Annotated in this window: 27 protein-coding genes, 1 tRNA gene, 1 pseudogene and 1 riboswitch; of the genes and pseudogenes, 16 read left to right on the top strand and 13 right to left on the bottom strand. The window is 68.0% G+C overall.

The features are described 5' to 3' along the window. Nucleotides 1-36: 36 nt before the first annotated feature. The 4 genes from MHA02_RS07810 to MHA02_RS07825 form a co-directional block, all read right to left on the bottom strand. Nucleotides 37-3,231: an efflux RND transporter permease subunit gene (locus MHA02_RS07810; protein WP_147078077.1), complete on the bottom strand. Its 3,195-nt coding sequence runs from the start codon at nucleotides 3,229-3,231 to the stop codon at nucleotides 37-39. 110 nt (nucleotides 3,232-3,341) lie between these two features. Continuing rightward, entirely contained in the window at nucleotides 3,342-4,481 is a 1,140-nt protein-coding gene (locus MHA02_RS07815) for an efflux RND transporter periplasmic adaptor subunit (protein ID WP_147078078.1), read from the bottom strand. 124 nt (nucleotides 4,482-4,605) lie between these two features. Beyond that, nucleotides 4,606-4,929, bottom strand: a complete 324-nt coding sequence (locus tag MHA02_RS07820) for a rhodanese-like domain-containing protein (RefSeq protein WP_147078079.1) — start codon at nucleotides 4,927-4,929, stop codon at nucleotides 4,606-4,608. Nucleotides 4,930-5,074: 145 nt separating this feature from the next. After that, entirely contained in the window at nucleotides 5,075-6,352 is a 1,278-nt protein-coding gene (locus MHA02_RS07825; protein WP_147078080.1) for a glycosyltransferase family 4 protein, read from the bottom strand. Between the two features lie 264 nt (nucleotides 6,353-6,616). On the opposite strand from MHA02_RS07825, the gene MHA02_RS07830 reads away from it, so the two are divergent. From MHA02_RS07830 to MHA02_RS22835, 9 genes are all read left to right on the top strand, one after another. Beyond that, nucleotides 6,617-6,693, top strand: a tRNA-Pro gene (locus tag MHA02_RS07830). A 278-nt stretch (nucleotides 6,694-6,971) separates the two neighbouring features. Beyond that, nucleotides 6,972-8,066 (top strand): peptidoglycan-binding protein, encoded by a 1,095-nt coding sequence (locus tag MHA02_RS07835; RefSeq protein ID WP_147078081.1) that lies wholly within the window; start codon nucleotides 6,972-6,974, stop codon nucleotides 8,064-8,066. A gap of 576 nt (nucleotides 8,067-8,642) precedes the next feature. Then, a complete protein-coding gene (locus tag MHA02_RS07840) occupies nucleotides 8,643-9,140 on the top strand; it encodes a Tat pathway signal protein (protein WP_238180226.1) in 498 nt (165 codons plus the stop codon). Between the two features lie 94 nt (nucleotides 9,141-9,234). Then, nucleotides 9,235-9,930: a MotA/TolQ/ExbB proton channel family protein gene (locus tag MHA02_RS07845; RefSeq protein ID WP_147078082.1), complete on the top strand. Its 696-nt coding sequence runs from the start codon at nucleotides 9,235-9,237 to the stop codon at nucleotides 9,928-9,930. Nucleotides 9,931-10,072: 142 nt separating this feature from the next. Beyond that, nucleotides 10,073-10,573 carry a protein TolR gene (gene tolR / locus MHA02_RS07850; RefSeq protein ID WP_147078083.1) on the top strand — a complete coding sequence of 167 codons (501 nt, stop codon included), beginning with the start codon at nucleotides 10,073-10,075 and terminating at the stop codon, nucleotides 10,571-10,573. Nucleotides 10,574-10,601: 28 nt separating this feature from the next. Beyond that, complete coding sequence (locus MHA02_RS07855; RefSeq protein WP_373866683.1) at nucleotides 10,602-11,708, top strand: energy transducer TonB family protein; 1,107 nt, start codon at nucleotides 10,602-10,604, stop codon at nucleotides 11,706-11,708. 55 nt (nucleotides 11,709-11,763) lie between these two features. After that, complete coding sequence (locus MHA02_RS07860) at nucleotides 11,764-12,303, top strand: metallophosphoesterase family protein (protein WP_147078085.1); 540 nt, start codon at nucleotides 11,764-11,766, stop codon at nucleotides 12,301-12,303. Nucleotides 12,304-12,405: 102 nt separating this feature from the next. Then, entirely contained in the window at nucleotides 12,406-12,720 is a 315-nt protein-coding gene (locus tag MHA02_RS07865) for a hypothetical protein (RefSeq protein WP_147078086.1), read from the top strand. Nucleotides 12,721-12,845: 125 nt separating this feature from the next. Next, nucleotides 12,846-12,968, top strand: a complete 123-nt coding sequence (locus tag MHA02_RS22835; protein ID WP_280177971.1) for a hypothetical protein — start codon at nucleotides 12,846-12,848, stop codon at nucleotides 12,966-12,968. Nucleotides 12,969-12,980: 12 nt separating this feature from the next. On the opposite strand, the gene MHA02_RS07870 is transcribed toward MHA02_RS22835, so the two are convergent. Then, entirely contained in the window at nucleotides 12,981-13,229 is a 249-nt protein-coding gene (locus tag MHA02_RS07870; protein WP_308619587.1) for a hypothetical protein, read from the bottom strand. Nucleotides 13,230-13,406: 177 nt separating this feature from the next. Here MHA02_RS07870 and flaF point away from each other — a divergent pair, with 177 nt between their 5' ends. Beyond that, nucleotides 13,407-13,784: a flagellar biosynthesis regulator FlaF gene (gene flaF / locus MHA02_RS07875; RefSeq protein WP_244612410.1), complete on the top strand. Its 378-nt coding sequence runs from the start codon at nucleotides 13,407-13,409 to the stop codon at nucleotides 13,782-13,784. A gap of 27 nt (nucleotides 13,785-13,811) precedes the next feature. On the opposite strand, the gene MHA02_RS07880 is transcribed toward flaF, so the two are convergent. From MHA02_RS07880 to MHA02_RS07890, 3 genes are all read right to left on the bottom strand, one after another. Then, nucleotides 13,812-14,150 (bottom strand): hypothetical protein, encoded by a 339-nt coding sequence (locus MHA02_RS07880; RefSeq protein WP_147078089.1) that lies wholly within the window; start codon nucleotides 14,148-14,150, stop codon nucleotides 13,812-13,814. A gap of 187 nt (nucleotides 14,151-14,337) precedes the next feature. Then, a complete protein-coding gene (gene thiC, locus MHA02_RS07885) occupies nucleotides 14,338-16,230 on the bottom strand; it encodes a phosphomethylpyrimidine synthase ThiC (protein ID WP_147078090.1) in 1,893 nt (630 codons plus the stop codon). A 76-nt stretch (nucleotides 16,231-16,306) separates the two neighbouring features. Next, a riboswitch (TPP riboswitch) is annotated at nucleotides 16,307-16,413 on the bottom strand. 50 nt (nucleotides 16,414-16,463) lie between these two features. After that, nucleotides 16,464-17,249: a site-2 protease family protein gene (locus MHA02_RS07890; RefSeq protein ID WP_147078091.1), complete on the bottom strand. Its 786-nt coding sequence runs from the start codon at nucleotides 17,247-17,249 to the stop codon at nucleotides 16,464-16,466. Between the two features lie 118 nt (nucleotides 17,250-17,367). Here MHA02_RS07890 and MHA02_RS07895 point away from each other — a divergent pair, with 118 nt between their 5' ends. Next, on the top strand, nucleotides 17,368-18,192 hold the full coding sequence (locus MHA02_RS07895) for an alpha/beta hydrolase (RefSeq protein WP_147078092.1): 825 nt from the start codon (nucleotides 17,368-17,370) through the stop codon (nucleotides 18,190-18,192). 173 nt (nucleotides 18,193-18,365) lie between these two features. Here the strand turns inward: MHA02_RS07895 and MHA02_RS07900 are convergent. After that, nucleotides 18,366-19,040 (bottom strand): annotated as a pseudogene (locus tag MHA02_RS07900) (ceramidase domain-containing protein); the annotation flags it as partial. A gap of 91 nt (nucleotides 19,041-19,131) precedes the next feature. Between MHA02_RS07900 and xth the strand changes: the two are divergent. The 5 genes from xth to MHA02_RS07925 all read left to right on the top strand — a co-directional run bounded on the left by xth (nucleotide 19,132) and on the right by MHA02_RS07925 (nucleotide 22,495). Next, nucleotides 19,132-19,929, top strand: coding sequence for an exodeoxyribonuclease III (gene xth, locus MHA02_RS07905; RefSeq protein ID WP_147078094.1), 798 nt, complete (start codon nucleotides 19,132-19,134; stop codon nucleotides 19,927-19,929). A 62-nt stretch (nucleotides 19,930-19,991) separates the two neighbouring features. Then, a complete protein-coding gene (locus MHA02_RS07910; RefSeq protein WP_147078095.1) occupies nucleotides 19,992-20,480 on the top strand; it encodes a hypothetical protein in 489 nt (162 codons plus the stop codon). Nucleotides 20,481-20,588: 108 nt separating this feature from the next. Next, the gene (locus MHA02_RS07915; RefSeq protein WP_147078149.1) at nucleotides 20,589-21,506 is read left to right on the top strand and encodes a thioredoxin family protein; all 918 of its coding nucleotides are present in this window, start codon (nucleotides 20,589-20,591) and stop codon (nucleotides 21,504-21,506) included. 46 nt (nucleotides 21,507-21,552) lie between these two features. After that, nucleotides 21,553-22,218 carry an LON peptidase substrate-binding domain-containing protein gene (locus MHA02_RS07920; RefSeq protein WP_147078096.1) on the top strand — a complete coding sequence of 222 codons (666 nt, stop codon included), beginning with the start codon at nucleotides 21,553-21,555 and terminating at the stop codon, nucleotides 22,216-22,218. 70 nt (nucleotides 22,219-22,288) lie between these two features. Beyond that, a complete protein-coding gene (locus MHA02_RS07925; protein ID WP_147078097.1) occupies nucleotides 22,289-22,495 on the top strand; it encodes a Trm112 family protein in 207 nt (68 codons plus the stop codon). Nucleotides 22,496-22,542: 47 nt separating this feature from the next. Here MHA02_RS07925 and MHA02_RS07930 read toward each other — a convergent pair whose 3' ends face one another. From MHA02_RS07930 to MHA02_RS07945, 4 genes are all read right to left on the bottom strand, one after another. Further along, nucleotides 22,543-23,370, bottom strand: a complete 828-nt coding sequence (locus tag MHA02_RS07930) for a GNAT family N-acetyltransferase (protein WP_147078098.1) — start codon at nucleotides 23,368-23,370, stop codon at nucleotides 22,543-22,545. Nucleotides 23,371-23,579: 209 nt separating this feature from the next. Beyond that, complete coding sequence (locus MHA02_RS07935; RefSeq protein WP_147078099.1) at nucleotides 23,580-24,290, bottom strand: iron-containing redox enzyme family protein; 711 nt, start codon at nucleotides 24,288-24,290, stop codon at nucleotides 23,580-23,582. Between the two features lie 272 nt (nucleotides 24,291-24,562). Further along, on the bottom strand, nucleotides 24,563-25,519 hold the full coding sequence (locus tag MHA02_RS07940; RefSeq protein ID WP_147078100.1) for a TIM44-like domain-containing protein: 957 nt from the start codon (nucleotides 25,517-25,519) through the stop codon (nucleotides 24,563-24,565). A 126-nt stretch (nucleotides 25,520-25,645) separates the two neighbouring features. Then, on the bottom strand, nucleotides 25,646-26,755 hold the full coding sequence (locus MHA02_RS07945) for an ATP-binding protein (RefSeq protein WP_147078101.1): 1,110 nt from the start codon (nucleotides 26,753-26,755) through the stop codon (nucleotides 25,646-25,648). Between the last annotated feature and the right edge of the window lie 60 nt (nucleotides 26,756-26,815).

Here is a 26,815-nt window from a genome sequence, read left to right on the forward strand (position 1 = left end):
CCGGCTTTTTCGGGCCTGTCGTCGCGCGCGCCGGCACTACCCGTGTGCGGGATGCGCGCCCGAAGGCTCATCGGTCGGCTTGCCGCGCTTCTTGCCGAGCCAGATCACGAAGCGGCGGATCACCACGTAGAAGACCGGTGTCAGGAACAGGCCGAAGAAGGTCGCGCCGATCATCCCGAAGCACACCGCGGTGCCGAGCGCCTGGCGCATCTCGGCGCCGGGCCCGGTGGCGATGACGAGCGGCACGGTGCCGAGGATGAAGGCGAAGGCCGTCATCAGGATCGGCCGTAGGCGCAGGCGGCAGGCATGCACCGCGGCGTCGACCGGCCCCTTGTGCTCCGCCTCCTCGATATCGTGCGCGAACTCGACGATCAGGATGGCGTTCTTGGCGGCGAGACCGATCAGCACGATCAGTCCGATCTGGGTCAGGATGTTGTTGTCCTGCCCCCGCAACTGGACGCCGAACAGGGCGGCGAGCACGCCGGTCGGCACCACGAGCAGGATCGCCAGCGGGAGCGCCCAGGATTCGTACTGCGCGGCGAGCACCAGGAAGACGAGCAGCACGCCGAGCGCGAAGACGTAGATCGCCGTGTTGCCCACCGCCTTCTGCTGGTAGGCGATCTCGGTCCAGTCGTAGGCATAGCCGTCGGGCAGCGCCTTGGTGGCGATCTGCTCCATGGCGTCGAGGGCCTGGCCCGTGGAGATGCCGGGCTTCGCCACACCCTGAACCGGCACCGAGTAGTACAGGTTGAACCGCTGCACGATCTGCGGACCGGTGATCTCGCGGATCGTGGCGAGCGTCCCCATCGGCACCAGCGCACCGGTGGAGGAGCGGACCTTCAGCTGCTCGATGTCCCGCTGCGACATGCGGAACTTGGCGTCGCCCTGCACGCGGACCTGATAGATGCGGCCGAGCGTGTTGAAGTCGTTGACGTAGGTGCCGCCGAGCGCCGCCTGCACGGTGCTGAAGACGTTGGTCAGCGGCACGTTCAGCATGCGCGCCACGGTGCGGTCGATGTCGAGATAGAGTTGCGGCGTGTCGTTGGCGAAGGTCGTGAAGACCCGCTGCACGTCGTTGCTCTGATTGGCCTGTCCAAGCACCTCGTTCACCGCCGCCAGGAGCGGCGCGATATCGGACGACTGCCGGCTCTCGATCTGCATCTTGAAGCCGCCGCCCTGGCCGAGTCCGCGCACCGGCGGCGGCGGGATCACGATCACGCGGGCCTCTTGAATGCCGGCGGTCGCCTTGAGGACGTCGCCGGTGATGACGGCGGCGCTGCGGCCGACGGCGGCCCTCTCCTTGGCGCCCTTGAGCGTGAGGAACATCACGGCCGCGTTGGTGGTGTTGGTGAAGGTCGCGCCGTCGAAGCCGGCGATGATGACGGTGTTGGTGACGCCGTCGACACCGCGCGCGATCTCGGCGGCGTGGTTGACCACCGCCGTGGTGCGATCGAGCGAGGCGCCCGAGGGCAACTGCACCACGCCGATCAGGTAGCCCTGGTCCTGATCCGGAATGAAGCCCGTCGGCGTCGTCTGGACGAGGTGGATCGTCCCGGCGATCACCGCCGCGTAGACGACGAGCATGGCGAGCAGCCCGATCGTATAGGTCGTCAGCACGCGGATGGTGCCGGCATAGAAGTTCGACAACGCGTCGAAGCCGCGATTGAACATGTGCGCCAGCCAGGCGACGAAGCGGGCGAGGAAGAACTTCGGCTTCTTCTGCTCGTGGTGCGGCTTGAGCAGGATCTTGCAGAGCGCCGGCGAGAGCGTCAGCGAGTTGAAGGCCGAGATGATGGTCGAGGCCGCGATGGTGAGCGCGAACTGCTTGTAGAACTGGCCCGAGATCCCGGGGATGAAGGCGGTCGGGATGAACACCGCCGCCAGCACCAGCGCGATGGCGAGCACGGCGCTGCCGACCTCGTCCATGGTCTTGTGCGCGGCCTCGCCCGGCGAGAGCCCTTCCGCCATGTTGCGCTCGACGTTCTCCACCACGACGATCGCGTCGTCGACGACGATGCCGATCGCAAGCACCAGCCCGAACAGGGTGAGGTTGTTGAGCGAGAAGCCGAAGGCCGCCATCGCCGCGAAGGTGCCGATCAGCGACACGGGGATCGCGATCACCGGGATCAGAGCCGTGCGCCAGCTCTGCAGGAAGACCAGGATCACGATGACGACGAGGCCGACCGCCTCGAACAGCGTCTTGTAGACCTCGTGGATCGATTCCTCGATGAACTCGGTCGGGTTGTAGGCGATCCGGTACTCGACGTCGGGCGGAAAGTTCTTCTTGAGGCTCTCCATCGTCGCCTTGACGGAGGCGGCCGCCTCGAGCGCATTGGTGCCGGGACGCTGGAACGCGCCGATGCCGACGGCCGGCGTCGCGTTCAGGAACGAATTCGTCGTGTAGTCCTTCTGGCCCATCTCGACGCGGGCGACGTCCTTGATGCGCACCAGACGCCCGTCGCGCGCCTTGACGATGACCTCGGCGAATTCCTCCGGCGTCTTGAAGCGCCCCTGCGACTGCACGACGAGCTGGAAGGCCGCGCTCGGATCGGCCGGCGGCCCGTTGAGCTGGCCCGCCGCGACCTGCACGTTCTGTTCCTGCAGAGCGGTGGTGATGTCGGTGGTGGTCAGGCCGTAGGCGGCGAGCTTGTTCGGATCGAGCCAGACGCGCTCGGCGTATTCGTTGCCGCCGAAGATCGTGATGTCGCCGACGCCCTCGAGGCGCAGCATCTCGTCGCGGATGTTCAGGTAGATGTAGTTGGCGAGGTAGTTCTGGTCGTAGGTCTTGTTCGGCGAGAGCAGGTGCACGACCAGCATCAGGTCGGGCGAGGCCTTGCGGACGATGACGCCGAGGTTGCGCACGTCGGGCGGCAGGCGCGGCTGCGCCACCGAAAGCCGGTTCTGGACGAGGACGTTCGCGATATCGAGGTTGGTGCCGACCTTGAAGGTGACGGTGAGCAGCATCGCGCCGTCGTTCGTCGACAGCGACGTCATGTAGAGCATGTTGTCGACGCCGTTGATCTCCTGTTCGAGCGGCGTCGCGATGGTGGCGGCCACGGTCTCGGCATTCGCGCCCGGGAAGGACGCGCGCACGGTCACGGTCGGCGGCACGATCTCGGGATATTGCGAGACCGGCAGCTTCTCGTAGGCCACGATGCCGAGGATCAGGAAGATGATCGACGTGACCGAGGCGAAGATCGGCCGGTCGACGAAGAAGTGGGCAAAACGCATCGGCTCAACCTTCCGCCGCCGCGCCGGAGGGTCCGGATCGTCGGCTCATGTCTTCGTCTGCGGCCGCGCCGGTGGCATAGCGGATCTTGGCGCGGCGAATGGTGCGGTCGTCAGCTCTTGGTCGGCGGCAGCTGCTGGGTCTCTGGCTTGACCTTGGCGCCGGGGCGCACCTTGGCGACGCCGTTGATCACCACCGTGTCGTCGCCCTTCAGGCCATCGCGGATGACGCGGTAGCCATCGACGATCGGCCCGATCTTCACGGGCTTCGCCTCGACCTTGTCCTCGGCGCCGAGCACGTAGACGATGCGCTTGTCCTGGTTGGCCGAGATGGCCTCGTCCGGGATCATGATCGCTTCGTAGGGCTTCGTCGCCGGCATCGAGACGATGCCGAACAGGCCGGGCTTGATGAAGCCGTTGGCGTTCGGGACCGTGGCGCGCAGCAGGATGGTGCCGGTCTGGCCGTCGACGCGGTTGTCGACGAAGTCGAGCGTGCCCTTGTGGGTCGGCTTGTCCTCGCCGGTGAGCGCGATCATGATCGGCGCGCCCTGGCCGCGCTGGGTCACGCCCATGCCGATGCCGAGCGCCGTCTGGTATTTCAGGAACGACTTCTCGTCGACGGTGAAGCCGAAATAGATCGGGTCGAGCGAGACGATCGTCGTCAGCAGCGTCTGGTCGGTGATGACGATGTTGCCCTCGGTCACGGCGCGCTGGCTGATCCGGCCGTTGATCGGCGACTTCACCTCGGTGAAATCGTAGTTGAGTTGGGCGTTGCGCAGGGCCGCCTCGGCGCTGTCGACGTCGGCTTGCGCGGTCTGCGAGGCCTGCCGGCGCTGGTCGGTGACCTGCTCGGAGATGTTGCCGCCCTTCGACAGCACCTGCGCACGTTCGAGGTCCGTCTGGCTGAAGGACAGCCGCGCCTTGGCCGAAGTCAGTGTCGCCTGGGCCTGTTCGAGGGCCGCCTTGTAGGGCCGGCGGTCGATGACGAAGAGCACCTCGCCCTTCTTCACGGTCGCGCCGTCCTGGAACATGATCTTGTCGAGATAGCCGGTGACGCGGGCGCGCACCTCGACGAACTCGATCGGGTCGAAGCGCCCCGTATACTGGTCCTGCTCGACGATCTCACGGACGACGGGCTTGGAGACAGTGACGCCGGGCGGCGGCGCGCCGGGAGCCTGGGCGAGCGCGGGCGGCGCGGCAAAAGCTGCGGTCAGACCGATCGTGACGAGGCTGTACAGCCGAGCGTTGCGCATTCTTTGGGTTCCCTTCATCCCGCGCTAGAGGCTCGGGACGGGTCGCGTTGTGCGGTGTCGCACACAACCGCCGGAATGAGCGGCCTGGAGCGGGGACGGATTTGGAGCAGCATGCCCGATCGTCTCAGCGTTCGATCGGCTCTCCCGAACCGTACCAGTCCTTGAACGCGCCCTCGTAATGCTCGCTCACGTCGAGCCCGGCCTGCCGGGCGGCGGCGATGGCGTGGACCGAGCGGACGCCCGAGGCGCAGGAGAAGACCGGGCGGCGCCCGTCGCCCTCGATCAGCGCCTTGAGCGTCGCAGGATCGAAGTCCGAGAGCGGATACGAGACAGATCCCGGGATGTGCCCGCCCGCGAATTCGTGCTCCTCGCGGACGTCGATCAACAGGATCGAGCCGTCGGCCAGTCCCTGCTTCACGGCATCCCGGTCGACATCGACGATGGTCATCGCGTGCGAGCCTCGTTGTTGGGAACGGTCCAGCGCGTGGACCAAGACTACGACCGGCGGAGACCACAGGCCGGCGACCGCGAATGCTGACGGTTTCCCATATTCGTCAGCACAGCCCGAAGCAAGTTGGCGCGCCGGGGTGGCGTCACGGCCCGTCGAGAGCCGCGATGGCGGTATCGAGCGTTCGGAGGTGGTCTGGCCAAGTCGGGGCCCGGTATCCGTCGAGACGCGCCGCGAGGGATATTCGCAGCGGAGAGTCCGGCACGCTCAACGCCTCGATCGCGCCTCGCCAGCCTTGGCCGTCGAGCGGGTCGAGCAGATGCGCGAACGCTTCGCCTATCTCGCGATGGACGGCGATGTCGGAGGCGACGACCGGCAAACCGCTCGCCGCCGCCTCCACCACCGGCAAGCCGTAACCCTCGATGAAGGAGGGCATCAGCAGAGCCGTCGCGCCGCGCATCAGCCGGGCGAGGCCGGAAGTCGAAAGACCCGCGACCTCCGTGACATGCGGGGCGATCGCCGTGCAGCGCTCGAGCAGGTCGATGACGTTCTCCACCTCCCAGCCGCGCCGGCCGACGATGACGAGATGCGGCGTCCCGGCGCCGTGCCGCTCGGCGAGATCGCGCCAGAGCTGGAGCAGCATCAGGTGGTTCTTACGGGATTCGATGGTTCCGCAGATCAGGAAGGTCGGCCGCGAAAAACGCGGCGCTGCGCCGTCGCGCGCGGAAAACACCGGTTCGACGCCGAGCGGAGCCACCGTGATCGGCTTGGCGGAAAAGCCGCGCGTGGCGAGGTGCTCCGAGAACCGCGCGCCGACGTCGGTCGAGTTCACGATCACCGCGGCCGCGTGGCGGGCGATGGTCTCCATGCGTCGCGCGTGACGGACCGACTCGCCGGGGCGCCCGTATTCGGGATGCGAGATCGGGATCAGGTCGTGCACGAAAAAGACCGGCCGGATGTCGCGGCGGCCGTAGAGCCAGTCGAAGCGGCCCGGCAGGTCGAGGCGCAGATGGGCGCTGTGCAGGTACACCGTGCCCGGCGGCAGCGCCTCGATACCCCGGCCACGCAGCGTTCGGAGCGCCGTCCCGGCCTGAACCCGCCGGCGCCGGAGCGCGTCGCGGCGCGCGCCGGCCGGCGTCGCCTGCTCGCTCGGACCGCCGACGAGGCGGCGATAGACCGGATCGTCCTCGGCGCGAACGTCCTCGACCCAGCCGGCGGCAACGGCCTCCACGACGGCGTGCGCCTGCTCCCGGTCGATCACCCGCGGCCCGAACGCACTCGTCACCAGCCCGAAGCGCGGCCCCTCGCCGGCGAGCACGTGGCGGGCATAGGCGAGATCGACCCGGTCGATGCCCGTCGGGCTGGCATGACGCAGACGGACGATCAGCCGCGTCAGGTCGAAGGCGATGGCGCGTGCAGTCATGGGTCTCCGTTGGCGCAGGGCTGGACGATGGTCCTTATACCAGTGGCCTTTGACCGTGACCGGTCAAAGGCGCTCGCAGCAGGGGCTGCGGCGCGCGTTCGCGCTTGCCAATGGCCGAAAGCTGGAAGAGTCAAAGTCCACGGCCGTTGGTATTGGACCGGCCTGCCCGCCGCGGCGACCGTGTCCCGACGCCTTTCGGGCTTGCGCCGGACCCGGCCGAAAGCTAAGAGCGCCGAGCCCTTCGGGGCGCCGGAACGGATGTGACGGAGTATAGCGCAGCCCGGTAGCGCACCTGTCTGGGGGACAGGGGGTCGCAGGTTCAAGTCCTGCTACTCCGACCAATGCGACGCGGATCGGCGACGAGCCGATGGTTCCGTTCCGAGGAGAGGCCGGGTGCGAAAGCCCCGGCCTTTTCCATGTCGGTCGGACCCTTTGCGACCGAGCTCGTGCCGGCCCCTGACATTCCGCCGCATCGGATGTCGCCCGGAGCCTACCCGACTCCGTACGTCACGTCTCTTTTCGGCATTCGGCAACTCGGCTGCGCACCGCCCGGTTTCAGGACTGTTGCAACCTAGAATTTTGTGGCAGCACTGTCGAACGAGCGCTGTTGGAGTCGACGATGCGGGGTGTGTTGGGTGTTGCACTGGCTTTAACTTTGGCTTCGCCAGTCATTGCAGCTCAAAGACCCGCCACGTTCTTCGTTGCGGAGCAGATCTTCAACGCATCGCTGGATCTACGCGAACGTATAGTCGCACAGGTGTCGTTGATTGCCGCCGGTCTGCAGAATGCGGTGCCGACCGAGCGCTTTCAGATGACGACGTTCAACGCGATACAGGCATTCCAGGCGAGCAATTCCCTCGCGGCAACGGGCTACCCGGATGCCGGCACGCTCGATCGGCTCTCCGTGGCGACGCGGCCCCTGTTCGACCAGTGGGGCTTTCGAGAGGTTCCGCATCCCTATCGCGGACGACCGATCTGGATTCCGCAGGGAATGGGCTTGCGGCCGATCCCGAACAGCAACGGCGTCTCGTTCCGCGATCCCGACGAGCGGCTCGAGATCCACTACAATTACTTTGCAGGGAAATACATCGATAAGGAGTACTTCGACACCCTGCAGGCGCTGCGCAGCAAGGGCGCCATCGTCCACTATTCGGTGATGAAGGACGATTGGTACGTGATCTCGTCGACGTCGCCGCAAGGGATCGACGCCTACCGTCGCTATCACATCGATGGAACCGGAATCCTCGGCTTCACCGAGTTCTGGAACAACGCGCGCGGCAACCTCAACGGCGAGCGTATCGCCATCCTGATGTCGGCCTCGCTCGGTTCGGCGATGGGCGGACGTCTTTTCGTCGATCCGGGCAGCGTCGGCGGCTTCGGCAGTCCATCTCCACATGGGTCGCCGCCGCCGACCTACACGCCGCCACCCGGCATGACCTTGCCTCCGTCATCGGCCTTGAGCGCAGGAGACAAACTGCGGGTCGTCAGCGTCGCGTCGAACGACGCGCTGAGCGTGCGCGAGTTGCCCGATCAGCTGAGCAAGGTCGTCGGCATCATCCCGCCCGATGGCCGGGGCATCGACTTCGACGGGGACCGCAAGGGAAGTTGGCTGTTCGTGCGATACGACCGCATCGAGGGTTGGGTGCCGAGCCAGTTCGTCGTCTCCGAGCCTCCCCCGCTGAAGAAGGGCCGCAAGCTCGACGACGGCGAATAGGCTTGGTTGCGGCTCTTCGACAGTTCGCGAGCCATGTCGATGCCGAAGACGTGTCACCACCGAGCGGCCGGCGCATGGCTGACATAGCATTGCGCAAACGATGCGGTCGGCACCGGCGATTCGCCTTTCGCTAAGCCTGCGATCAGACGATCGTGATGAACGGCCCACGACCTTCGGGATGAATCGGCAATCGATCCCAGGACTATTCGGAAACATGCAGCCCCGGTCAACGCCGTGTTTCGAATAACAGTTTGGAATCACTCTGACATTCGCGGCTGCCCTTGATTGCTTTCCCCCTTCTCGGTTAGTGCAGCGAACAGCCGCCGACGCCGCATTCCGCAGCGCCGGACAACTCTGCTTATTCGATCCATCGCTCCCGAGCAGGCCGGCGCAGCCCCTGCAGGACCGGATACCGGCGGTTTCCTCCGGTGCGGTTTTGGGTGGATCGGTGGGTCCCGAATGACGACCCAGGGCGCGGTTGCAGCGATCCGGCCTCGGACGGGGCGACAGCGCGGCCGGGCACGTTCGACAAGGCAGGCTCGATCAAGGGCCGCCGTTGGTAGGAGGACAGCCATCGTGGTGCAGGGATTCGAAGTGGCCAGGACCGCACGGCACAACGGACAGCTCTTTCGTCGGATCGGACGTGCCGCCGCCGCAGGTTCCCTGTTCGCCGTCGCGCTGGCAGCGCCCGCTTCCGCGCAGGACGGCAGGACGGCCGCCGCCGGATCGCCCCTGAAGCTCGAACTCAACCGCCTCGAGCCCGCCGGCGACAATTGCCGCACCTACCTGCTGGTCGACAACGGCAAGGGCACGGCGTTGAAGTCGCTCAAGGTCGATCTCTTCGCCTTCGACACCGAGGGCGTGGCCCAGAAGCGCCTCGCTGTCGAACTCGGACCCGTTCAGGAGAAGAAGACCGTGGTCCGCCTGTTCGATTTCCCCGGCATAGCCTGCCCGAAGATCGGCCGCGTCCTGCTCAACGACGTCCTCGCCTGCGAGGGCGGCGATTCAAGCCGCGAAAGCTGCCTCGAACGGATCGAGACGGCGACCAAGACCAGCGCCGAGTTCGCTCGCTAACGCGCATCGTATGCGCCGGGTCCGGCGCAGAGTGTCATGACGTGGGCCGGCCAGGGCCCCCGTCGCCTGTGAACCGATCTTGAGGAGCCTGCCCATGGAGCCGACCCCCATCCCACCGATCGAGGCGGTGCCCCACGACTTCTCGTTCATCGGCCTCTTCCTTCAGGCCGATCCGATCGTGAAGGGCGTGATGATCGTGCTGATCATCGCCTCGATCGCTTGCTGGACGGTGGTGTTCGAGAAGATCGTGAGACTCGCCCGGGCGCGCAGCCAGGCGAGGTCGTTCAACACCCTCGTCAAGACCGGCGGGGCGATCGACGGCAACGCCGACGGCATCTCGGGCCACGTGGTCCAGGCCGGCCTCGAAGCCTGGCGGGATCACGACCAGACCGAGAGCCGCGCCGAGCGTCGGGAGCGTATCGAGCGCGCCATGCGCGCCGCCCTGAGCCTCGACGTGAAGCGTCTCCAGAGTGGCCTGCCGCTGCTCGCGACATCCGGCTCGACGGCGCCCTTCATCGGCCTGTTCGGCACGGTCTGGGGCATCATGAATTCGTTCTCGTCCATCGCGAAGAGCCAGGATACCAGCCTCGCGGTGGTGGCGCCCGGCATCGCCGAGGCCCTGTTCGCCACGGCGATCGGCCTCGTCGTCGCGATCCCGGCGGTGATGGCCTACAACAAGCTCAGCGGCGACGTCAGCCGCATCCAGTCCTCGTTCGTCTCCGGTATCGGCGTTCTCGGCAACCGCCTCGCCCGCGAGCGCGGTGCGAGCCGCGCCGCCGCCGCCGAGTAGCCGCCGCCCGGCCGCGCCCATCGGGCGCCGGCGCGCACTTCGCACGCACGAGCATCGGCGACCCGTCCAAGGACCGGAATCGCCTCGGATACCTGTTGCGGCAGCCTGAGCGGCGCCGCCGACGCCCAGGAGGGCAGACACCATGGCGATGGGCTCGATCCGCAGCGGCGGAGACGACGAGGACGACCTCGACGCGACCCCCATGTCGGAGATCAACGTCACGCCGATGGTCGACGTGATGCTGGTGCTGCTGATCATCTTCATGGTCGCAGCGCCGCTGATGACGACCGGCGTGCCGGTGCAGCTGCCGAAGACCTCGGCGGCGAAGGTGGCGCAGGCCCAGAAGCCGCTCGAAGTCTCGATCGACAAGGACGGCCATCCCTTCATCGCCAAGGACGGCTTCACCACCGAGACGCTGATGCCGCGCCTGCGCGAACTCAAGGCGCAGAATCCCGAGCAGGTCGTGCTCGTGCGCGGCGACCGCGAGGTGCCCTACGGCAAGATCATGGAAGTGATGGGTCTCGTCGGGCAGGCCGGCTTCACCAAGGTATCGCTGATCGCGCAGTCTCCGGGAGCCGCCGCGCCGGCTGCCGCTCCTGCGGCGCCGGCTGCAGCCGCACCGGCCGGCGGGGCGGCGCGCTGAGCCCATGACCACGTCCGTTTCTACAGATTTGACCGAACGCGGCGGCCAGGGCGGTCTTCTGCCGGCGCTGGCCGTGGCGCTGGTGCTACACGCCGCCGCCCTCGTCGGCCTGATGTTCCTGCATCTCACTCCGCCCGCTCCGCCCGGCGAACAACAGATCTCGATCGACCTGTCGCCCGAGATGACGGCGATGGAGACGCTGGCGCCGTCCGAGCAGGCCGCCTCGCAGGAAGCACCCGAGGAGGCGAAGCCCGTCGGCGATCCGCCCGATGCGACGGCCCCCGATGTCGCGGAGACCCCGACGGAGGCGAAGCCGGAGGAGACCGCGAAGGTCGAGCCGCCGGTGACCGAGGAGGTGCCCCCGGAGGAGGTCAAGCCGCCGGAGGTTGCCGAGGTGCAGCCCGAGACGCCGCCCGACGTGGTTCCGCCGCCGCCCCAGGACGCGATCATCACGTCCGCGGCGCCGGAGGCCGAGCCTCTGGCACCGCCGCCTCCGCCGGTGATCGCACAGGCTCCCGAGCCGCCGAAGCCCGTCGAGCCTGACCCGGCCAAGGTCGCGGCCCAGCAGGAGGCCAAGCGCAAGGCGATCCTGGAAGCGCGGCGGAAGGCCGAGGCCGAGGAGCGGCGCAAGGATGCGATCGAGGCGCGGCGTGATGCCGCCGCCGAGGCCAAGCGCAACGCGGCGCGCGAAGCTGCCCGGGAAGTCCGTCGCGCAGCTGCGGCCGAGGCTCGCTCGAAGCAGGATGCGGCGCGCCGTGCGGCGGCCGCCAGCGCCGCGACCGGGCGTCAGAATGCGTCGCAGGCCGCCTCGCAGGCGAATGGTGGCCGAACGGGCGCCAGCGGCAACGATCCGAACGCGATGGCGGCGTGGAAGGCGGCCATCGCGGCCTCGATCCGCGGCCGCATGAACCGCAACGCCGCAGCCGGCACCTCCGGCGGCGTCGCCACGGTGCGGTTCACGGTGAGCCGTTCGGGCGCCGTCAGCGGGGCCGGCCTCGCCGGCAGCAGCGGGGTCGGCGCCATCGACAGCGCCGCACTCGCCGCCGTTCGGGGCTCGCTGCCCCCGGCGCCGGCCGGGTTCGGCGGCGCGAGCCTCTCGGTCACCGTGCCGCTCCGGTTCAGCCCCGGCGGCTGATCCGGGAGCCTCGTGGCCAGGGCGACGTTGTTCCGGATCGGGTTGGAGCGTGGCCGTGGCCGTCCATTTCACGAGCGACACGCATTTCGGCGATCCGAGGGGCCTGCGCATCGACCGCAGGCCCTTCCCCGATCTGGCCGCGCACGACGCCGCGTTGGTCGAAGCCTGGAACGCCGTCGTCGAGCCCGACGACGAGGTCTGGCATCTCGGCGACTTCGCCCTCGGACCGCCGCCGGATCGCGTCCATGCGCTTCTGGGATCGCTCGCCGGCCGAAAGCACCTGATCGTCGGCAACAACGACGGGCCGTCGACCCTTGCGGCGCCGGGTTGGGCCTCTGTCGGGCACTATGCCGAAATCGTCGTGGACGAGCGGCGGCTGGTGCTGTGCCACTACGCCTTCCGGACCTGGAACGGCATGGGGCGCGGCGCCCTCAACCTGCATGGACACTCGCATGGCCGGCTGGCGCCGATGCCGCGCCAATACGACGTCGGCGTCGACCCGATGGGGTTCACGCCGGTGACGCTCGACGGGTTGCTGACATCACGCCGACGTCGCCGCACTGCGAAGAAGCTGCCGGATAAAGCCGGAACCTAACGGCAGCTTGGCCGTTCATGGGTTCGGAACCGCAACCATCGGTCACGCCGTTACTGACGGATACGGACCGATCCCGCAGTCACCGCTTCGAGTGTTACGACCATGCGTCACACGATCCTCTCCGCCGGCCTCGCCACGATCCTCCTCGCGGCCTTCGCCGTCCCGGTCTCCGCCTTCCCGTCCTGCGTGGAAGGCGAGCGCAAAGTCCAGGAGGCGAGTGCGCTCCGCTATCAGGCTCGCCAGGAAGCACGCCTCGGCAACCACGACCGCGTCTGCGACACCCTCGACGAAGTCGGCGACCGCTACCACGACGCGCAAGGCGCGTTCGAGGATTGCGGTAGCGCCATCACCTCCATCGATATCCGCGGCGAGTTGCGAAACCTTCGTCTCGCCAAGCGCGTAAACCGCTGCGATTGATCCCTGTTTTCCGCCTCCGGTTCCGGTCGGGTGTGCCCCCGCACGCCGGACCGGACCGGATTGCGGCACGGTCAAGTTCGTATCCACGTCGATCCGCCCGACGCACCGACCTCAAGAGCACCGCGATGAACACCCTCAGCCCCTCCGAGACGATCTCGACCGGCCCATCCTTCGCGGCGGCCCTGTGCGGCTTCCTCAGCACCACGGCCGCCACCACGATGTTGATGCTTCTCGTCCGCAGTTTCTGAGCGCGTCGAGCGTCAGGGCGCCACGTACCAGAACCGGCGGCGGGAGAAGAGCGCATCGGTCTGCGCCGCCGTGGCCTGCACAGGTTCGGTCTTCGCAGGCACCACACAGCGGACGTCCTTGCGGGTCGGCGCCTCGACGAGCGCAGCCGGCGCGGGCGGGATGAGTCCCAGGCGGGCCTGGATGTCCGGATGGCGTGCTGCAGAGATCGTCGCGATACAGGCGATCAGGCTGCCGGCCACGAGACCGAGCAGGAAGTTCATCATGCAGGCCGGGTCCAGGCTCGATCGCGCCGCACGCTCTTGAGTCTTCGTATGGCTTACCAAGCGGGCGCCATTGCGGCAGGCGTTCCATTGGTGCGGATTTTTTAACATCCGGCATGCGAGATCTGAATACACCGGGCGGGCCAACCCTCCGGGCGAGGAGACGCCAGGGCGATGATGCAAGGGGCGAACGCATACGCAAAAGTCGCGCGGAGCGCGTTGTCGCCGCGGGAGGCCGAGGCCGCGGTGCTCCTGAAAGCCGCAGGCCGCCTTCAGGCATTTTCAGGACAGGAACTGTCGAGTTCGGCCGGGCTGAACGAGGCGCTGATGTTCAATCAGAAGGTCTGGACGATCCTGGCCGGCGCCGTCGCGGATCCCACCAACCCGCTTCCCGATGAAATCCGCCAGAACGTCACGAACATCGCCGTGTACGTGTTCCGCACGATCATCGACGTGATGATCGAGCCGTCGGCCCGTAAGCTCGACGCCCTCGTTTCCCTCAACCACCATCTCGCCGCGGGCCTGCAGGGCAGCCCGGTGCCGTCGGCCTCCTGATCCGCGACGAACACGGAAGCGCGCCGCTCAGGCGCGCTTCTCGACCCGTTCGCCGGTCACGGGAGGGTTCTGCTCGCGCCCGTAGACGCGCGCCTTGATGACGATCTCGTTCGGAATCTGCACGATGACATCGCCGCTGATCGAATCGGTGATGCGGTAGACCAAGGCCTGGCTGTCGAGATCGCGCTCGAAGCCCCGGCGCTCGGTCTCTGCCCTTTGCGACTTGCCGGCGTTCGGGCTGATGTCGAGGGAGACGGCCGGGTCGAGCCGGCGTTCATCGCTGCCGCGGTCGGCGTCGCCGACGCGCGGGGGCGGATCGATGGCCGCGAGCGGCGGCAAACTGATGACGGGACGAATCGGATCCATGACATGCTCCCGGAATACGAGGGGCAACGTCGGAGGATTTACCGCTCGGGGTCATCCGATTCTTAACGCCACTTGATTGTCCCCCGGCAACCTCGAGTAGTGCTTACGCGGCGTTAACGGCGTCGGGACATTTGTAGCGAGATCGAACCGGCCCGCCTCGGAGGGCGCGCCGATGCGATGTTCGAGGCTATTCCGCCGCGTCGACGTAGAGTTTGCCGCCCTCGTCCAGAAACTCCTGCGACTTCGCGGCCATCCCGGCCTTGCGCTCGGCGTCGCTCATGGGCTGCGCCTGACCGATGACGATGCCGGCCTCCTCCATGGCGAGGACGTCGGCGCGCAGGTCCTGCGTGATCTTCATCGAGCAGAATTTGGGGCCGCACATCGAGCAGAAATGGGCGACCTTGTGGGCGTCCTTCGGCAGGGTCTCGTCGTGGTAGCTGCGGGCCGTGTCGGGATCGAGCGACAGGTTGAACTGGTCGTCCCAGCGGAAGTCGAAGCGGGCCTTCGAGAGGGCGTCGTCGCGCAGCTGCGCGGCCGGGTGGCCCTTGGCGAGGTCGGCGGCGTGGGCAGCGATCTTGTAGGTGATCACGCCGGTCTTCACGTCGTCGCGGTTCGGCAGGCCGAGATGCTCCTTCGGCGTGACGTAGCAGAGCATCGCCGTGCCGAACCAGCCGATCATCGCCGCGCCGATGCCCGACGTGATGTGGTCGTAGCCCGGCGCGATGTCGGTCGTCAGCGGGCCGAGGGTATAGAACGGCGCTTCGCCGCATTCGGCGAGCTGCTTCTCCATGTTGATCTTGATCTTGTGCATCGGCACGTGGCCGGGGCCCTCGATCATGACCTGGCAGCCCTTGTCCCAGGCGATCTTTGTCAACTCGCCCAGCGTCTCCAGCTCGGCGAACTGCGCCGCGTCGTTGGCGTCGGCGATCGAACCGGGGCGCAGGCCGTCGCCGAGCGAGAACGAGACGTCGTAGGCCCGCATGATGTCGCAGATCTCGTCGAAGCGCTCGTAGAGGAAGCTCTCGCGGTGCCCGGCGAGGCACCAGCGCGCCATGATCGAGCCGCCGCGCGAGACGATGCCGGTGGTGCGCCGCGCCGTCAGCGGCACGTGTGCCAGCCGCACGCCGGCATGGATCGTGAAGTAGTCGATACCCTGCTCGGCCTGCTCGATGAGCGTGTCCTTGAAGACCTCCCAGTCGAGCTTCAGCGGATCACCGCCGACCTTCTCCAGCGCCTGATAGATCGGCACGGTGCCGATCGGGACCGGCGAGTTGCGCACGATCCACGAGCGGATGTTGTGGATGTTGCGGCCGGTCGAGAGGTCCATGACCGTGTCCGCGCCCCAGCGGATCGACCAGACCAGCTTTTCGACCTCGTCCGCCGCGGAGGACGTGACGGCCGAGTTGCCGATATTCGCGTTGATCTTCACCAGGAAGTTGCGGCCGATCGCCATCGGCTCGAGTTCGAGATGGTTGATGTTGGCCGGGATGATCGCGCGGCCGCGGGCGATCTCTTCGCGCACGAATTCCGGCGTGATGTACGGGGGGACCGAGGCGCCGAAGCTCTCGCCGTCGGCGAGCGCAGCCTCGGCGCGGTCCAGCATCTGCTCGCGACACGCGTTCTCGCGATGCGAGACGTAGATCATTTCCTCGGTGACGATGCCCGCTCGGGCGAACTCGTACTGCGTGACGCGCTGGCCGGCCTCGGCCCGGCGGATCACCCGCTCGGCGGGGCAGGGGGCGACGAGCTTGTCCTCGGAAGCGAAGCCGTTGTCCTCGGGCTTCACGGCGCGCGGTGTCACGGTGGCGTAGCCGCGCTTCGCGATCCAGGCGTCGCGCACCGGCGGCAGGCCGGCTTCGAGGTCGATGCGGATGTCGGTCTCGGTGTAGGGGCCGGACGGATCGTAGACCCGCACCGAGGGCTCGTTCGGATCGCTCAGCACGATCTCGCGGAACGGCACCTGGATGTCGTCGCGGCCGGGAACGGCGGCGTAGACCTTCCGCGAACCCTGGATCGGGCCGGTGGTGACGCTGGCGGGCGTGCCGCTCGGAAGGTCTTTGGGACGGACGGGTGCGTTCATCGTGTGTCGCTCCTGGCGTTGGAGGCGACCCGCTTTACGGCGACGATACGGCAAGAGGGGCAGCGCGCTCTCCGCGCCGGCCGTCCGTTCCCGTCCCTCCGCCGGTACGAGCCGGATCAGGTTCAAGGGTCAGGGCGACGCGCCCAATCTCAGCCCCCATGCGGGGCCCCCCTCGGAACGGTTCCAGATTCGGGCGGCGGGCCAGGTTTGTCAATGCAGTGGAGGCGATCGGCCTACCAGAGCCGCATCAGCCGATAACCGGCCACCACGTCCTGCGGCGCGAAGCCGAAATTGGCCGTGATGGTCAGGCCGGCCCCGAAGATTGCGCGGGTGAAGGCCCCCGAGAGCAGGAACAGGCCGGTGATGACGAGGCCGGAATAGCGGCCGATCTGGTCGCCGGCCGCGCGGGCGCCGTCCGGGATCCACGGCCGAATGATGCCGTAGCCGTCGAGGCCGGGGATCGGCAGCAGGTTCAGGACGATGGCGGTGGCCTGATAGAGCGCCGAGACGGCGAGCACCGCGCGGATCGTGTCGGCATCCGCGCTCGCGAGCCGGTAGAGCAGCACGAGGAACACCAGAAAGACGAGGTTCATGGCCGGCCCGGCGAGCGAGACCGCCGACTGCCAGCCGGACGACCGCAGCAGGTCCCGGTTCACGAACACGGCGCCGCCAGGAAAGCCGATGCCGCCGAGGATCGTGAACAGCACCGGCAGCACGATCGAGGTCAGCGGATCGATGTAGAGGCGCGGATCGAGGGTGAGGTAGCCGGTGCCGGCGATCGCGTGGTCGCCGCCCTTCCAGGCCATGAAGGCATGGCCGAACTCGTGCAGGCAGAGCGAGAGCACCCAACCGGCCAGCACGAAGACGAAGGCGAGGCCCTTTTGTCCGCCGATGCCGAACTGGATCGCCAACCCCGCGCCCGCGAAGGTCAGCAGGATCATCAGAAAGTTGAAGCTCGGGATGGCGGCGTCGCTCGCCCCGCCGGATCGCGGCATCTGCACTACAGTCACCCGGCTCATGGCGGAAACGATGGGCGAGGGTTTGCCCGATCCGATACATCGTTGGAAAGGGCCATGACGCCTCCCCGCGGCTCCCGCCCCGGTGTAAGCACGCGCCGGTCGGCGAACTGACGGGGCCATGCGCATCATCGGATACGGTCTGCTCGCGATCCTCTGCCTCTACGGGGCTGCGGCCGGCGTCCTGGCCTTCTACCAGCGCCGCCTGATCTATCCGGGCGCCTTCGAGGCGATCCCGCATGACGACACCGTGCCGGCGGGAGCCGAAACCGTCGTCGTGACGACCTCCGACGGCGAGCGGCTGCACGGATTGTGGACGGCGCCGAGGCCCGGCTGCGGCGTGGTGCTCAGCTTCCACGGCAACGCCTCGTTTCCCGAACCCTACGCCGCGCGCTTCGGCGGCTCACCGTGGCGGGAGGCGGGCTGGGGCGTGCTCTCGATCGCCTATCGCGGCTATCCCGGCTCGACCGGATCGCCCAGCGAGGCCGGGCTGATCGAGGACGCGTCTTCCGCCTATCGCTTCGTCTCGGAGAAAGCGCCCGGCGCGCCGGTCCTGCTCCACGGCCACTCGCTGGGGGCTGCCATCGCCGTGGCTTTGGGCGCGCGCGAGCCGAATCTCGGCCTCTATCTCGAAGCCCCGTTCGATTCCATGAGCCACGTGGTCCGGGTGCATTTCCCTTACGTGCCCTCGGGCCTCTTTCTGCTCGATACCTACCGCTCGGACCTGCGCGTGGCGCGCGGCACGGCGCCGGTGCTGATCGTCCACGGCGACGACGACGACGTCGTCCCGGCCGAGCTCGCCCGCGAACTGGCCTCCGCTGCCGGGACGCGAGCGCGGATCGAGGTGATCCCCGGCGACCACGTGTCGATCCTCGGCAGTCGCGACGCCGAGGCCGAAGTCTTGTTCCGGGAGACGATGCCGGCGCCTTGCGTCGCTGGCCGATAGCCCGCCATTCCCCGGACTACCCGTCAGAGCGTCCAGGGTGTCCGGGGCCGGGGAGGGCCTGACGCCGTCGCCTGCATCGTCCGCGGCCGCGCTCGTCGGGACCGGTTCCCCAGTCCTGCCATGCTCCGCATCGCCGGCAGATCCAGATCGCCTGATAAGAATTCGGAATCGCCGAAGTGGAGCGCCGTCACGATCAGCCGGTAGAGCACGAGCGCGTTGAGCAGGTGCCAGAGGAAATGGGTGCCGCTGGCGAGAACGGCGCAGACGCTGCGGTCGATCGTGCGGAAGGTCAGCGAGAGCAGAAAGAGCGCGGCGATGCCGAGCAGCGACAGCCCGGCCCTCCGGCGCGCAGGCGTTGTCGAGCGCGTCAGCACGCCGCCGACTCCGAGCAGCGCCAGCACCGCCGGCACGTAATCGATCGAGCCGTTGGTGAGCGCCGCGCTCGATTGCCCGAGGACCCTATCCGCCATCGCCGCGAAGCCGAGGTTGAGTCCGGCAAACGCCAGCGTGATCGCCACTGCCGGAAAACTCGGCAGGCCGAGGAATCGGCGCATGGCGAGGAGCACGTAGGCGTAGATGAACAGCCCGATCGGGATCACGTCGGCGAGCATCGACCAGCGGTTGGCCAGGGTGTGGAACAGGAACGAGCCGATCCCGACCACGGCGACCAGCGCGGCCAACACCAGGGCCGCTGGATCGCGATGGTGAGCCCGACGCTCGCGCAGCACCGCCGCGCCGGCAGCCGCGATAAAAGCGCCGTTCGAGACCGCGTTCAGCGGCTCGGCCCAGAAGCCGCCGTCGAGGCGTTCGCAATAGGCCATCACCGGCGCGAACCAGGATGCATCCATCGTCCCAAGCCCTTCGCTGTGGCCGCCTTGCCAGCGCGGCGCGAAGGCCCGATGACGGTCGCCTCAACCGAAGTGGCTGGCACCGGACCCGATGCGGATCACCACCTGGAACGTCAACTCGATCAAGCAGCGGCTCGGCCACCTCCTCGCCTTCCTCGGCGAGGCGAAGCCCGACGTGGTCTGCCTGCAGGAGCTGAAATGCCAGGATGCCGGCTTTCCACGCGAGGAGATCGAGGCGGCGGGCTATGCCGTCGAGACCCTCGGGCAGAAAGCCTATAACGGCGTCGCGATGCTGGTGCGCCAGCCTCTCCGGATGACCCAGGTGCTGCGCGGGCTTCCGGGAGACCCGGAGGACGAGCAGGCCCGTTACCTCGAAGCGCTGGTGGTCGGCGAGGATGCGCTGCCGGTGCGCGTCGCCACGATCTACCTGCCGAACGGCAATCCGGCCCCGGGTCCGAAGTACGAGTACAAGCTCGCCTTCATGGAGCGACTGCGGCGACACGCGCGCCGGCTGATGGAGACCGAGGAGGCGCTGGTGCTCGCCGGTGACTACAACGTCATCCCGATGCCGGAGGACGCCTCCAACCCCGAGGCCTGGACCGAGGACGCGTTGTTCCTGCCGGCGACCCGCCGCGCCTTCCGCGCGCTGCTCGCCGAAGGCTTCACCGAGGCGGTGAGGGCCTGCGACCCGCGAGCCGAGCTCTACACGTTCTGGGATTATCAGGCCGGCTGCTGGCAGCGGAATGCCGGCATCCGCATCGACCACGTGCTGCTCTCGCCCCAGGCGGCCGACCGGCTGGTCTCGGCCTCGGTGCAGAAGCACCTGCGCGGCCTCGAAAAGCCCTCGGACCACGTGCCGGTGACGGTCGAGCTGACCGCGGCCGCTTGAAAGCGCGGCGCCGGGTACCAAGACTCACCGCAACGATCCCGAAGGACACGGATTTTCACGCCATGACGACGACGTTCCTGCGCGCGGCGCTCGCTCTCACCGCCCTCGCGGCCTCCGCCGGTTGTGCCCAGGCGCAAACCGCCGTGAAGATGGAAGGGCGCTGCGAGAAGCTGGTCATCGCCGGCCTCGACGTCACGCAGAACTGCAAGGAGAGCCTGACCAACATGGTCGTCGGCAACCGCACCAGCTTCGATTTCTCGGCCTGGGACGGTCAGACCTTGAGCTTCTCCGGCACCGGCTCCGTGCAGGAGGCGACCGAACTCACCGAGCAGCTTCAGCCGGTCAACCTCGTCACGCCCGGCCAGTCGAGCAAGGAGGGCATCGCCCGCTCCCCGGCGCCGGCCGTCGGGGCGTGCCGGTTCTCGACGCCCGCGCCCAACAAGTCGGCGATCACCTGTGAGGCGACATCCCAGGGGAAGACCTACGCCGGCACCTTCGTCACCGATGCGAAATCGGCCGACGGCGCGGCGAAGGACGCGCCGAAGCCCTGAGCCGCAGCGCACGCCAGGAGCGCGGACCGGCAGGCTGGTCAGACGCGCGTCCAACCCCATCTATCCGCTCGTAAACCCGACACCGTGCGTTCCGATACAGAGGGCTCCATGCTCACCGACATTCCCGCAACCGGCGCCAAGGCCGGAGCATCAGGCGGGGTGGTCAAGGACACGACGACGGCAGGCTTCCGGCAGGACGTCATCACCGAGTCGATGAACCAGCCCGTCCTCGTCGATTTCTGGTCCCCGCGCTCACCCGCGTGCAAGGCCCTGTCCGCTGTTCTCGAACGCATCGTCGCGGGTGCCGGCGGAAAGGTGAAGCTCGTCCGGCTCAACGTCGACGAGCATCCGGCCGTGTTCAGCCAGATCGGCCAGCAACTCGGGCTCGAAGGCGTGCCGGCGGTGATCGCGCTCGACCGTGGGCGTCCCGTCGACATGTTCAGCGGCGCGGTGCCGGAGGCGGAGGTGAAGGCCTTCGTGATGCGCCTGATCGGTCCGTCCGAGATCGACCAGCTGCTCCAAGAGGCCGACCGTCTCGCGGGCGAGGGCGACCACGCCCAGGCCTCCGAGATCTTCACGCACGTCATCCGCGAGGAGCCGGACAACGTCCGCGCCTATGCCGGCCTCGCCAAGGGTCAGCTCGATCTCGGCCAGCCGGCCAATGCCCGGCAGGTGCTCGAGATGGTGCCGGCCGAGAAGACCGCCGATCCGGCCCTGGCCGGCGTGCGTGCCGCCCTCGAACTCGCCGAGCAGGCCGAGAGCCTCGGAGACCTCACCGCGCTCCAGCAGAAGGTCGAAGCGAACGGCGACGACTATCAGGCGCGTTTCGATCTGGCCCTCGGCCTCAATGCCAACGGCCGGCGTGACGAGGCCGTCGACCAGCTCGTCGCCATCGCCCGACGCGACCGTACCTGGAACGAGGAGGCCGCGCGCAAGCAGCTGCTGCAGTTCTTCGAGGCCTGGGGCCTGATGGATCCGGCCGCGATCCGCGGGCGTCGCCAGCTCTCGACCCTGATCTTTTCGTGAGCCCCGTCGGGCGCACGTCCAATCGTCGCCTCCGGGAGGCGAATTCATGAGCCTGCATTCGGGCTACAAGTCTCCGGGCGATTGTCCGGCCATCATCCCCGTGTTTCCGCTGCCGGGGGCGCTTCTCCTCCCGCGCGGGCAGATGCCGCTCAACATCTTCGAGCCGCGCTACCTGACGATGGTCGACGATGCGCTGCGCACCGATCGGATCATCGGCATGATCCAGCCGGAGGCCGACGGCGGCGGACCGCCAATGGCACCGCGGCTCTACCGGGTCGGTTGTGCCGGCCGCATCACGCAATATGCCGAGACCGGCGACGGCCGCTGCCTGATCTCGCTGACCGGCGTCGCCCGCTTCCGCGTCGAGAGCGAGATCGCCGCTACCGGCTATCGCCGCTGCCAGGTTTCCTACGACGACTTTTTCTCGGATTTCGAGCCGCGGGCCGGCGAGGAGGCCGTCGATCGCGAGGCCGTGCTGAAAGCGCTCCGCGAATTCGTCGAGGCCAACGATCTGAAGGTCGACTGGGCCGGTATCGAGGAGGCGCCGAACGAGGCCCTCGTCAACGCGCTCTGCATGATGAGCCCCTTCGGCGTCCGCGAAAAGCAGGCGATGCTGGAAGCGCCCGATCTCAAGACCCGCGCCGAGGTGCTTGTCGCTGTGACCGAGATGGAACTGGTGCGCGGCGACGGGTCCGAGCCGACGCTGCAGTGATTTTCAGGATCCCGCGCGGCTGCCCGTCAGGGTATACGCGCCGGGCAGCCCCAACAACGAGACCCGTTCCATGGCCGACGACACCGACCCGACCGTCGAAGCGACCCGCGTCGATCCCAAGCTCCTCGAATTGCTGGTCTGTCCGCTGACCAAAGAATCGCTCGACTACGATGCCACGCGCCAGGAGCTGATCAGCCGATCCGCCAAGCTCGCCTATCCGATCCGCGACGGCATCCCGATCATGCTGCCGGAAGAGGCGCGTGCGCTGACGGATTGATCGGAGCGCGCCATCGTCACTGCAGGCGAAGCGACGGTGGCGATAACTCACGCCGCCGCGTTCTGGTCCGTTTCCGGAAGCGCAGTCCTCCCGATGTACCGCCGTCCGAAGATCGACCGTGCGAAGTCGTCGAGCGGCAGCATGATCGGCAAAACATATTCCTTGAAGGTCGGCTCGAAGATGGGCTGCCCGACGAAGCACAGGCCGATCCCGAGGAGGAAGCGCACGATGGCCGGTAGCGGCAGCGTCTCGAACGCACCCTCCGCCGCGAGGCGGCGCTGCTCCTCGGTGTAAAACGGCCGACAGGGGATGTGGTCCGGTTCGGGCAGCGTCGAGCGCAGGCAGGGTTTTGAGGCGGTGCGGCCCTTCCGGCCGAGGATCGCCAGGACGATGTCGGTGTCCAGGCGCAGGTCGGTCTCGGTCAGGCTGAATCCGATCCAGTGGGTGATGCCGCCTCGGCGGGAGGCCTCGTAGGCCGCCTTGTAGAGCTTGCCGATGGCCGGCGAGCCCCGGTGCGCTTTCAGGATCGCGGCTCGGCCGAGCTCCGCCACATGAGCGCGGGGCGGCATGTCGTCGATCCGGCATTGCAGCTCGAGGGGCAGGCCGAGCGGCAGCTTCTGAACGCGGGCGACGGCCGGGTTCGGCCGCAGCAGCCTGATCGTGCCGATGGCTTCGTCGCCCTTGTAGCAGACGAAGTTGTCGGTGGTGTCGAGCACGTCGAAACCGTTGATCTCGCGGAGCGCCGGCAGCAGGCCGGGCTCCAACTGCATGGCCTCCGAAAACACCTGCCAGCGCACCTGGGCGGCAGCGTCGAGTTCGGTCACCGTGCATGCCTTGACGACGCGGTAACCGGTGATGGGGTCGCTCGTCGACATCGCCCGGGTGCCTCGTGATCGGTGCTGGAGGTGGTGGCGGTTCGATCAGGTCGGGAACGCCGGTCCCCGCGCGCGGGGAGGGGTCGGAGGGTGGGGGCGGCTCAGGATCGGGCGTCGCGGTGCCGTCTGCCCACCCCCACCGACAGCTCCTCCCGGCAAGGAGGAGAGGAGCGACAGCTCCGACCGTCTCCTCGTCCGGGAGGCCGTGGCTAATGCGCCGTCGAGCGCGTTCGTGCGACCTCGTCGAGCATGCCGAGATAGGCGCCGCGGGTGGCCGCCGCCGTCATGACGATGGCGTCGCACTCGGTGGCGTCTTCGAGGCCGGCGAGGATGCGCTCGAGGTCGTCGACATGGCCGATATCCGCTTCGGCGTGCAGGTCGAGGAAGGTGACGGCGTCCGCGATCTTCGGAATGCTGCTCGTCGCCACCAGCGCTTTCGCCACCTTGCCGGCGCGTTCCACCGCGAGCCCTTCGAGGATGTAGGCGCTCCCGAGGAAGGCCGCCGGATGACGTCCGTTCGTCGCCGCCGTGATCCAGCTGTTGTAGGCGGTAATCCACTCGCCCGGCGGGTGCGCCGCGAGCGTCGCCTCGGGGTCCAGGCCCAGCGCGCGCAGGTCGTCGTCGACGAGGATATCGTGGCCGGCCTCCTCGTCGGCCTTCTGGAAGAACAGTTCGGCCAGCTCGGGATGCTCGCCGAGCTCCTTGAGACGACGACCGGCCGCTTCGAGGCAGGGCGCCGTCAGCGCGACGTAGTGCCGGGTCTGGACGAGGAAATCGACGTAGAGGGCCTTGTCGGCCGAACCGTCCTTGAAGGCCTTGATCGCCGGTTCCTGATCGAGGCCGGCGACGAGCCTGTCGAGCTCGTTGCGCAGGTCGGCGACGACCCCGCGCGGTGACAGATCGCCTGCAGCTTCACCCATTCCAACTCTCCTGGTTCTTGCGTCGGACAGAGCCTCCGAGGGGCAGGGCGCCCCTGCCGCTGCCGGCGCATCCGAACGAACCCGAGGCTAGGATGCGCACGGTGCGTGCGTCCAGGAAAATCTACCTGAGATGCGTGTATTTCTGCCTTTCAGTCGAATAAATGTAACCTAGAGTTATTTATGCCATGCCATTCCGGCAGCTCGACGCACACGAAAAAGGGCGCCGGTCTGCCCGGCGCCCTCCGATCGATTCGTACGTCCGAAAGCTGCGCTCAGCGGCCCTGCTGGATCGCGGACAGCTGCCAGGCCCCGCCGCGCTCGCGGGCGAAGGTCCAGAACTCCTTGGCCTCGGACGGACCGTTCTCGACGACACGCTGCGAGTTCCGTTCGATGGTGACGTCCTTCAGGGCGAACCGCATGGCAACGGTGGCGTACTCTACGTTGCCCTCGCGCCAAGCCTCCGACAGGTCCCCCTGCAGGAGCTTCACGTCGGAGATCCGGTTCACGACGCCGCGCTGGGCGTTGGCCCGCAGCTCCTCTTCGAAATAACCGACCATCTCCGGCGTCGCGACCCGGCGCAGGGCGCCGAGATCCTCGCGGCCATAGGCGGTCTGGACCTCGCCGAGGTTGCGCTCGAAGGCCTCGTAGTCTGCCGGCTGCACGGTGACCGGCTGCGCCGCCTGCGGAGGGGCGGAGCCGCCACCGCCATAGGGAGCCGCACCACCCACGCCCGCGCCATTGAGGTGCGAGCGGGCGTAGGGCGCGTTACCGGCCATGGCCGGCTGGCCGCCGCCCTGGCGGCGACGGAACAATCGCACCGCCAGCATCACCAGACCGACCAGCAAACCGACCTGCAGGAGCAGGCCGAGGAACGAGGCGATGCCGCCGAGGCCCCCGAAGAAGCCGCCGCCGACGAGCGCGCCGAGAAGCCCCGCGCCCAACAGACCCGCGAAGAAGCCGCCGCCGAAGCGACGGCCGGGGGCTGCCTGCATGCCGGGATTGGTCATGCCCGGGCTCGGCGCCGTCTGCGAGCGCTGGATCGGCGCCGTGGCGCCGGGAGACGTATTGGTGCTCGGCGGCGGGCTGTAGGTGCGCGAGCCGCGCGAACCAAAGCTGCCGCCACCGCCGCCGGGACGGGCCTCGACGACCGGCGCGGCGGTGACCGCCAGTGCTGCGGCAAGGGCGAGCATGGTCGCCATGCGCCTGCGACCGGTGGTGGGGGTTGCCATGGAGATCCTCTGAAAAAGTTCGAGTCGGGCGGAATTCGCCCACTCTTGATATGGAGACGTTCTCAATCGAGTTTTAGTCCCGACTGATTTCATGCCGACCGCCGATCGCGACCGGATCGGTCGATTCTAAGGAGCAGCGGGGAAGATCAGGCGAACGGTGGTTCCCTCGCCCTGCCGACTGTCCAGGGAGATCGTGCCGTTCTGGCGCTTCATCAAGCCGTGAACGATCGCGAGCCCGACGCCGCGGCCGGCCTCGCGGCTGGTGGCGAAGGGCGCCAGCGCACGGGTCAGCATCTCCGGCGACATGCCGTGTCCGCGATCCGAGATCGCGATGCCGACGGCACCGTCGGAGGGGCGCTGGAGGGTGCGGTCGCCGGGGGCGACGGCAAAGGTCGCGACGGTGATCGTGCCCGAATCCGTTATCGCCTCGGCGGAATTCGCCAGTATGTGCCGGAGCGCGAGTTCCACCTGCGTCGGATTGCACAGGGCGGGCGCCAGATCCTGCGTCGTACTGATCGTCAGGTCGATCCGTGGCGGCAGCGACGTGCGTAGCGACGCGCCAATCGATCCGATGAAGGCATCGAGGTCGACGGCGCGCACGTCCGGCGCGATCCGGCGCGAATGGGTCAGGAGATGGCGGGTCAGGATGGCGGCACGCTCCGCGGCCTCGGTCGAGCGGGTCACGGCGCGCTGAATGAAGGGCTCCTGCCGGTCGGCGAGGCGGCGCTTCAACCCGTCGACATAGCCGATCAGGATCTGCAGGAAGTTGTTGAACTCGTGCGCCACGCTGTTGGTGAGCAGCCCCAGCGCCTCGCGCTGCTGCGACAGGAAGAGCGCGCCCTCGGCGTCGACGCGCCGAGTGATGTCGACGACCTGGCCGAGCAGCGTCGCGGTGCCCGCGAGCGGCACCACCTGGATCGTCGCCCAGAACGAGGAACCGTTCTTGCGCAGGCAGAGCAGGTCGCCGGCGCCCCCCCGGCCGGCCGCCACCGCTTCCCGCAGGGCGCCCCAAGCGGCCGTATCGCCCTGCTTGCTCTGGAAAAGCTCGAGGCCGCCGGCGAGGAGTTCGGCATCGGCATGACCGGTAAGCGTGGCGAGCGCCGGATTCGCTGCGGTCAGAACGCCGTCGGCGATGACGAAGGCCGGGACCGGCGATGCGGCCAGAAGCGCGAGCGCATCCGGCGACAGAATGGCGGAGTGGTTGTCCGATGTGCCGTGCTCGTCGGGCGAAGGCATGGCCGTTGTTCCTGACTGCATCCCGTCACGCGTGCACGCCCGGAGCCGGCTCGCATCGCC

Source organism: Methylobacterium haplocladii, from assembly GCF_007992175.1.
Classification (GTDB): domain Bacteria; phylum Pseudomonadota; class Alphaproteobacteria; order Rhizobiales; family Beijerinckiaceae; genus Methylobacterium; species Methylobacterium haplocladii.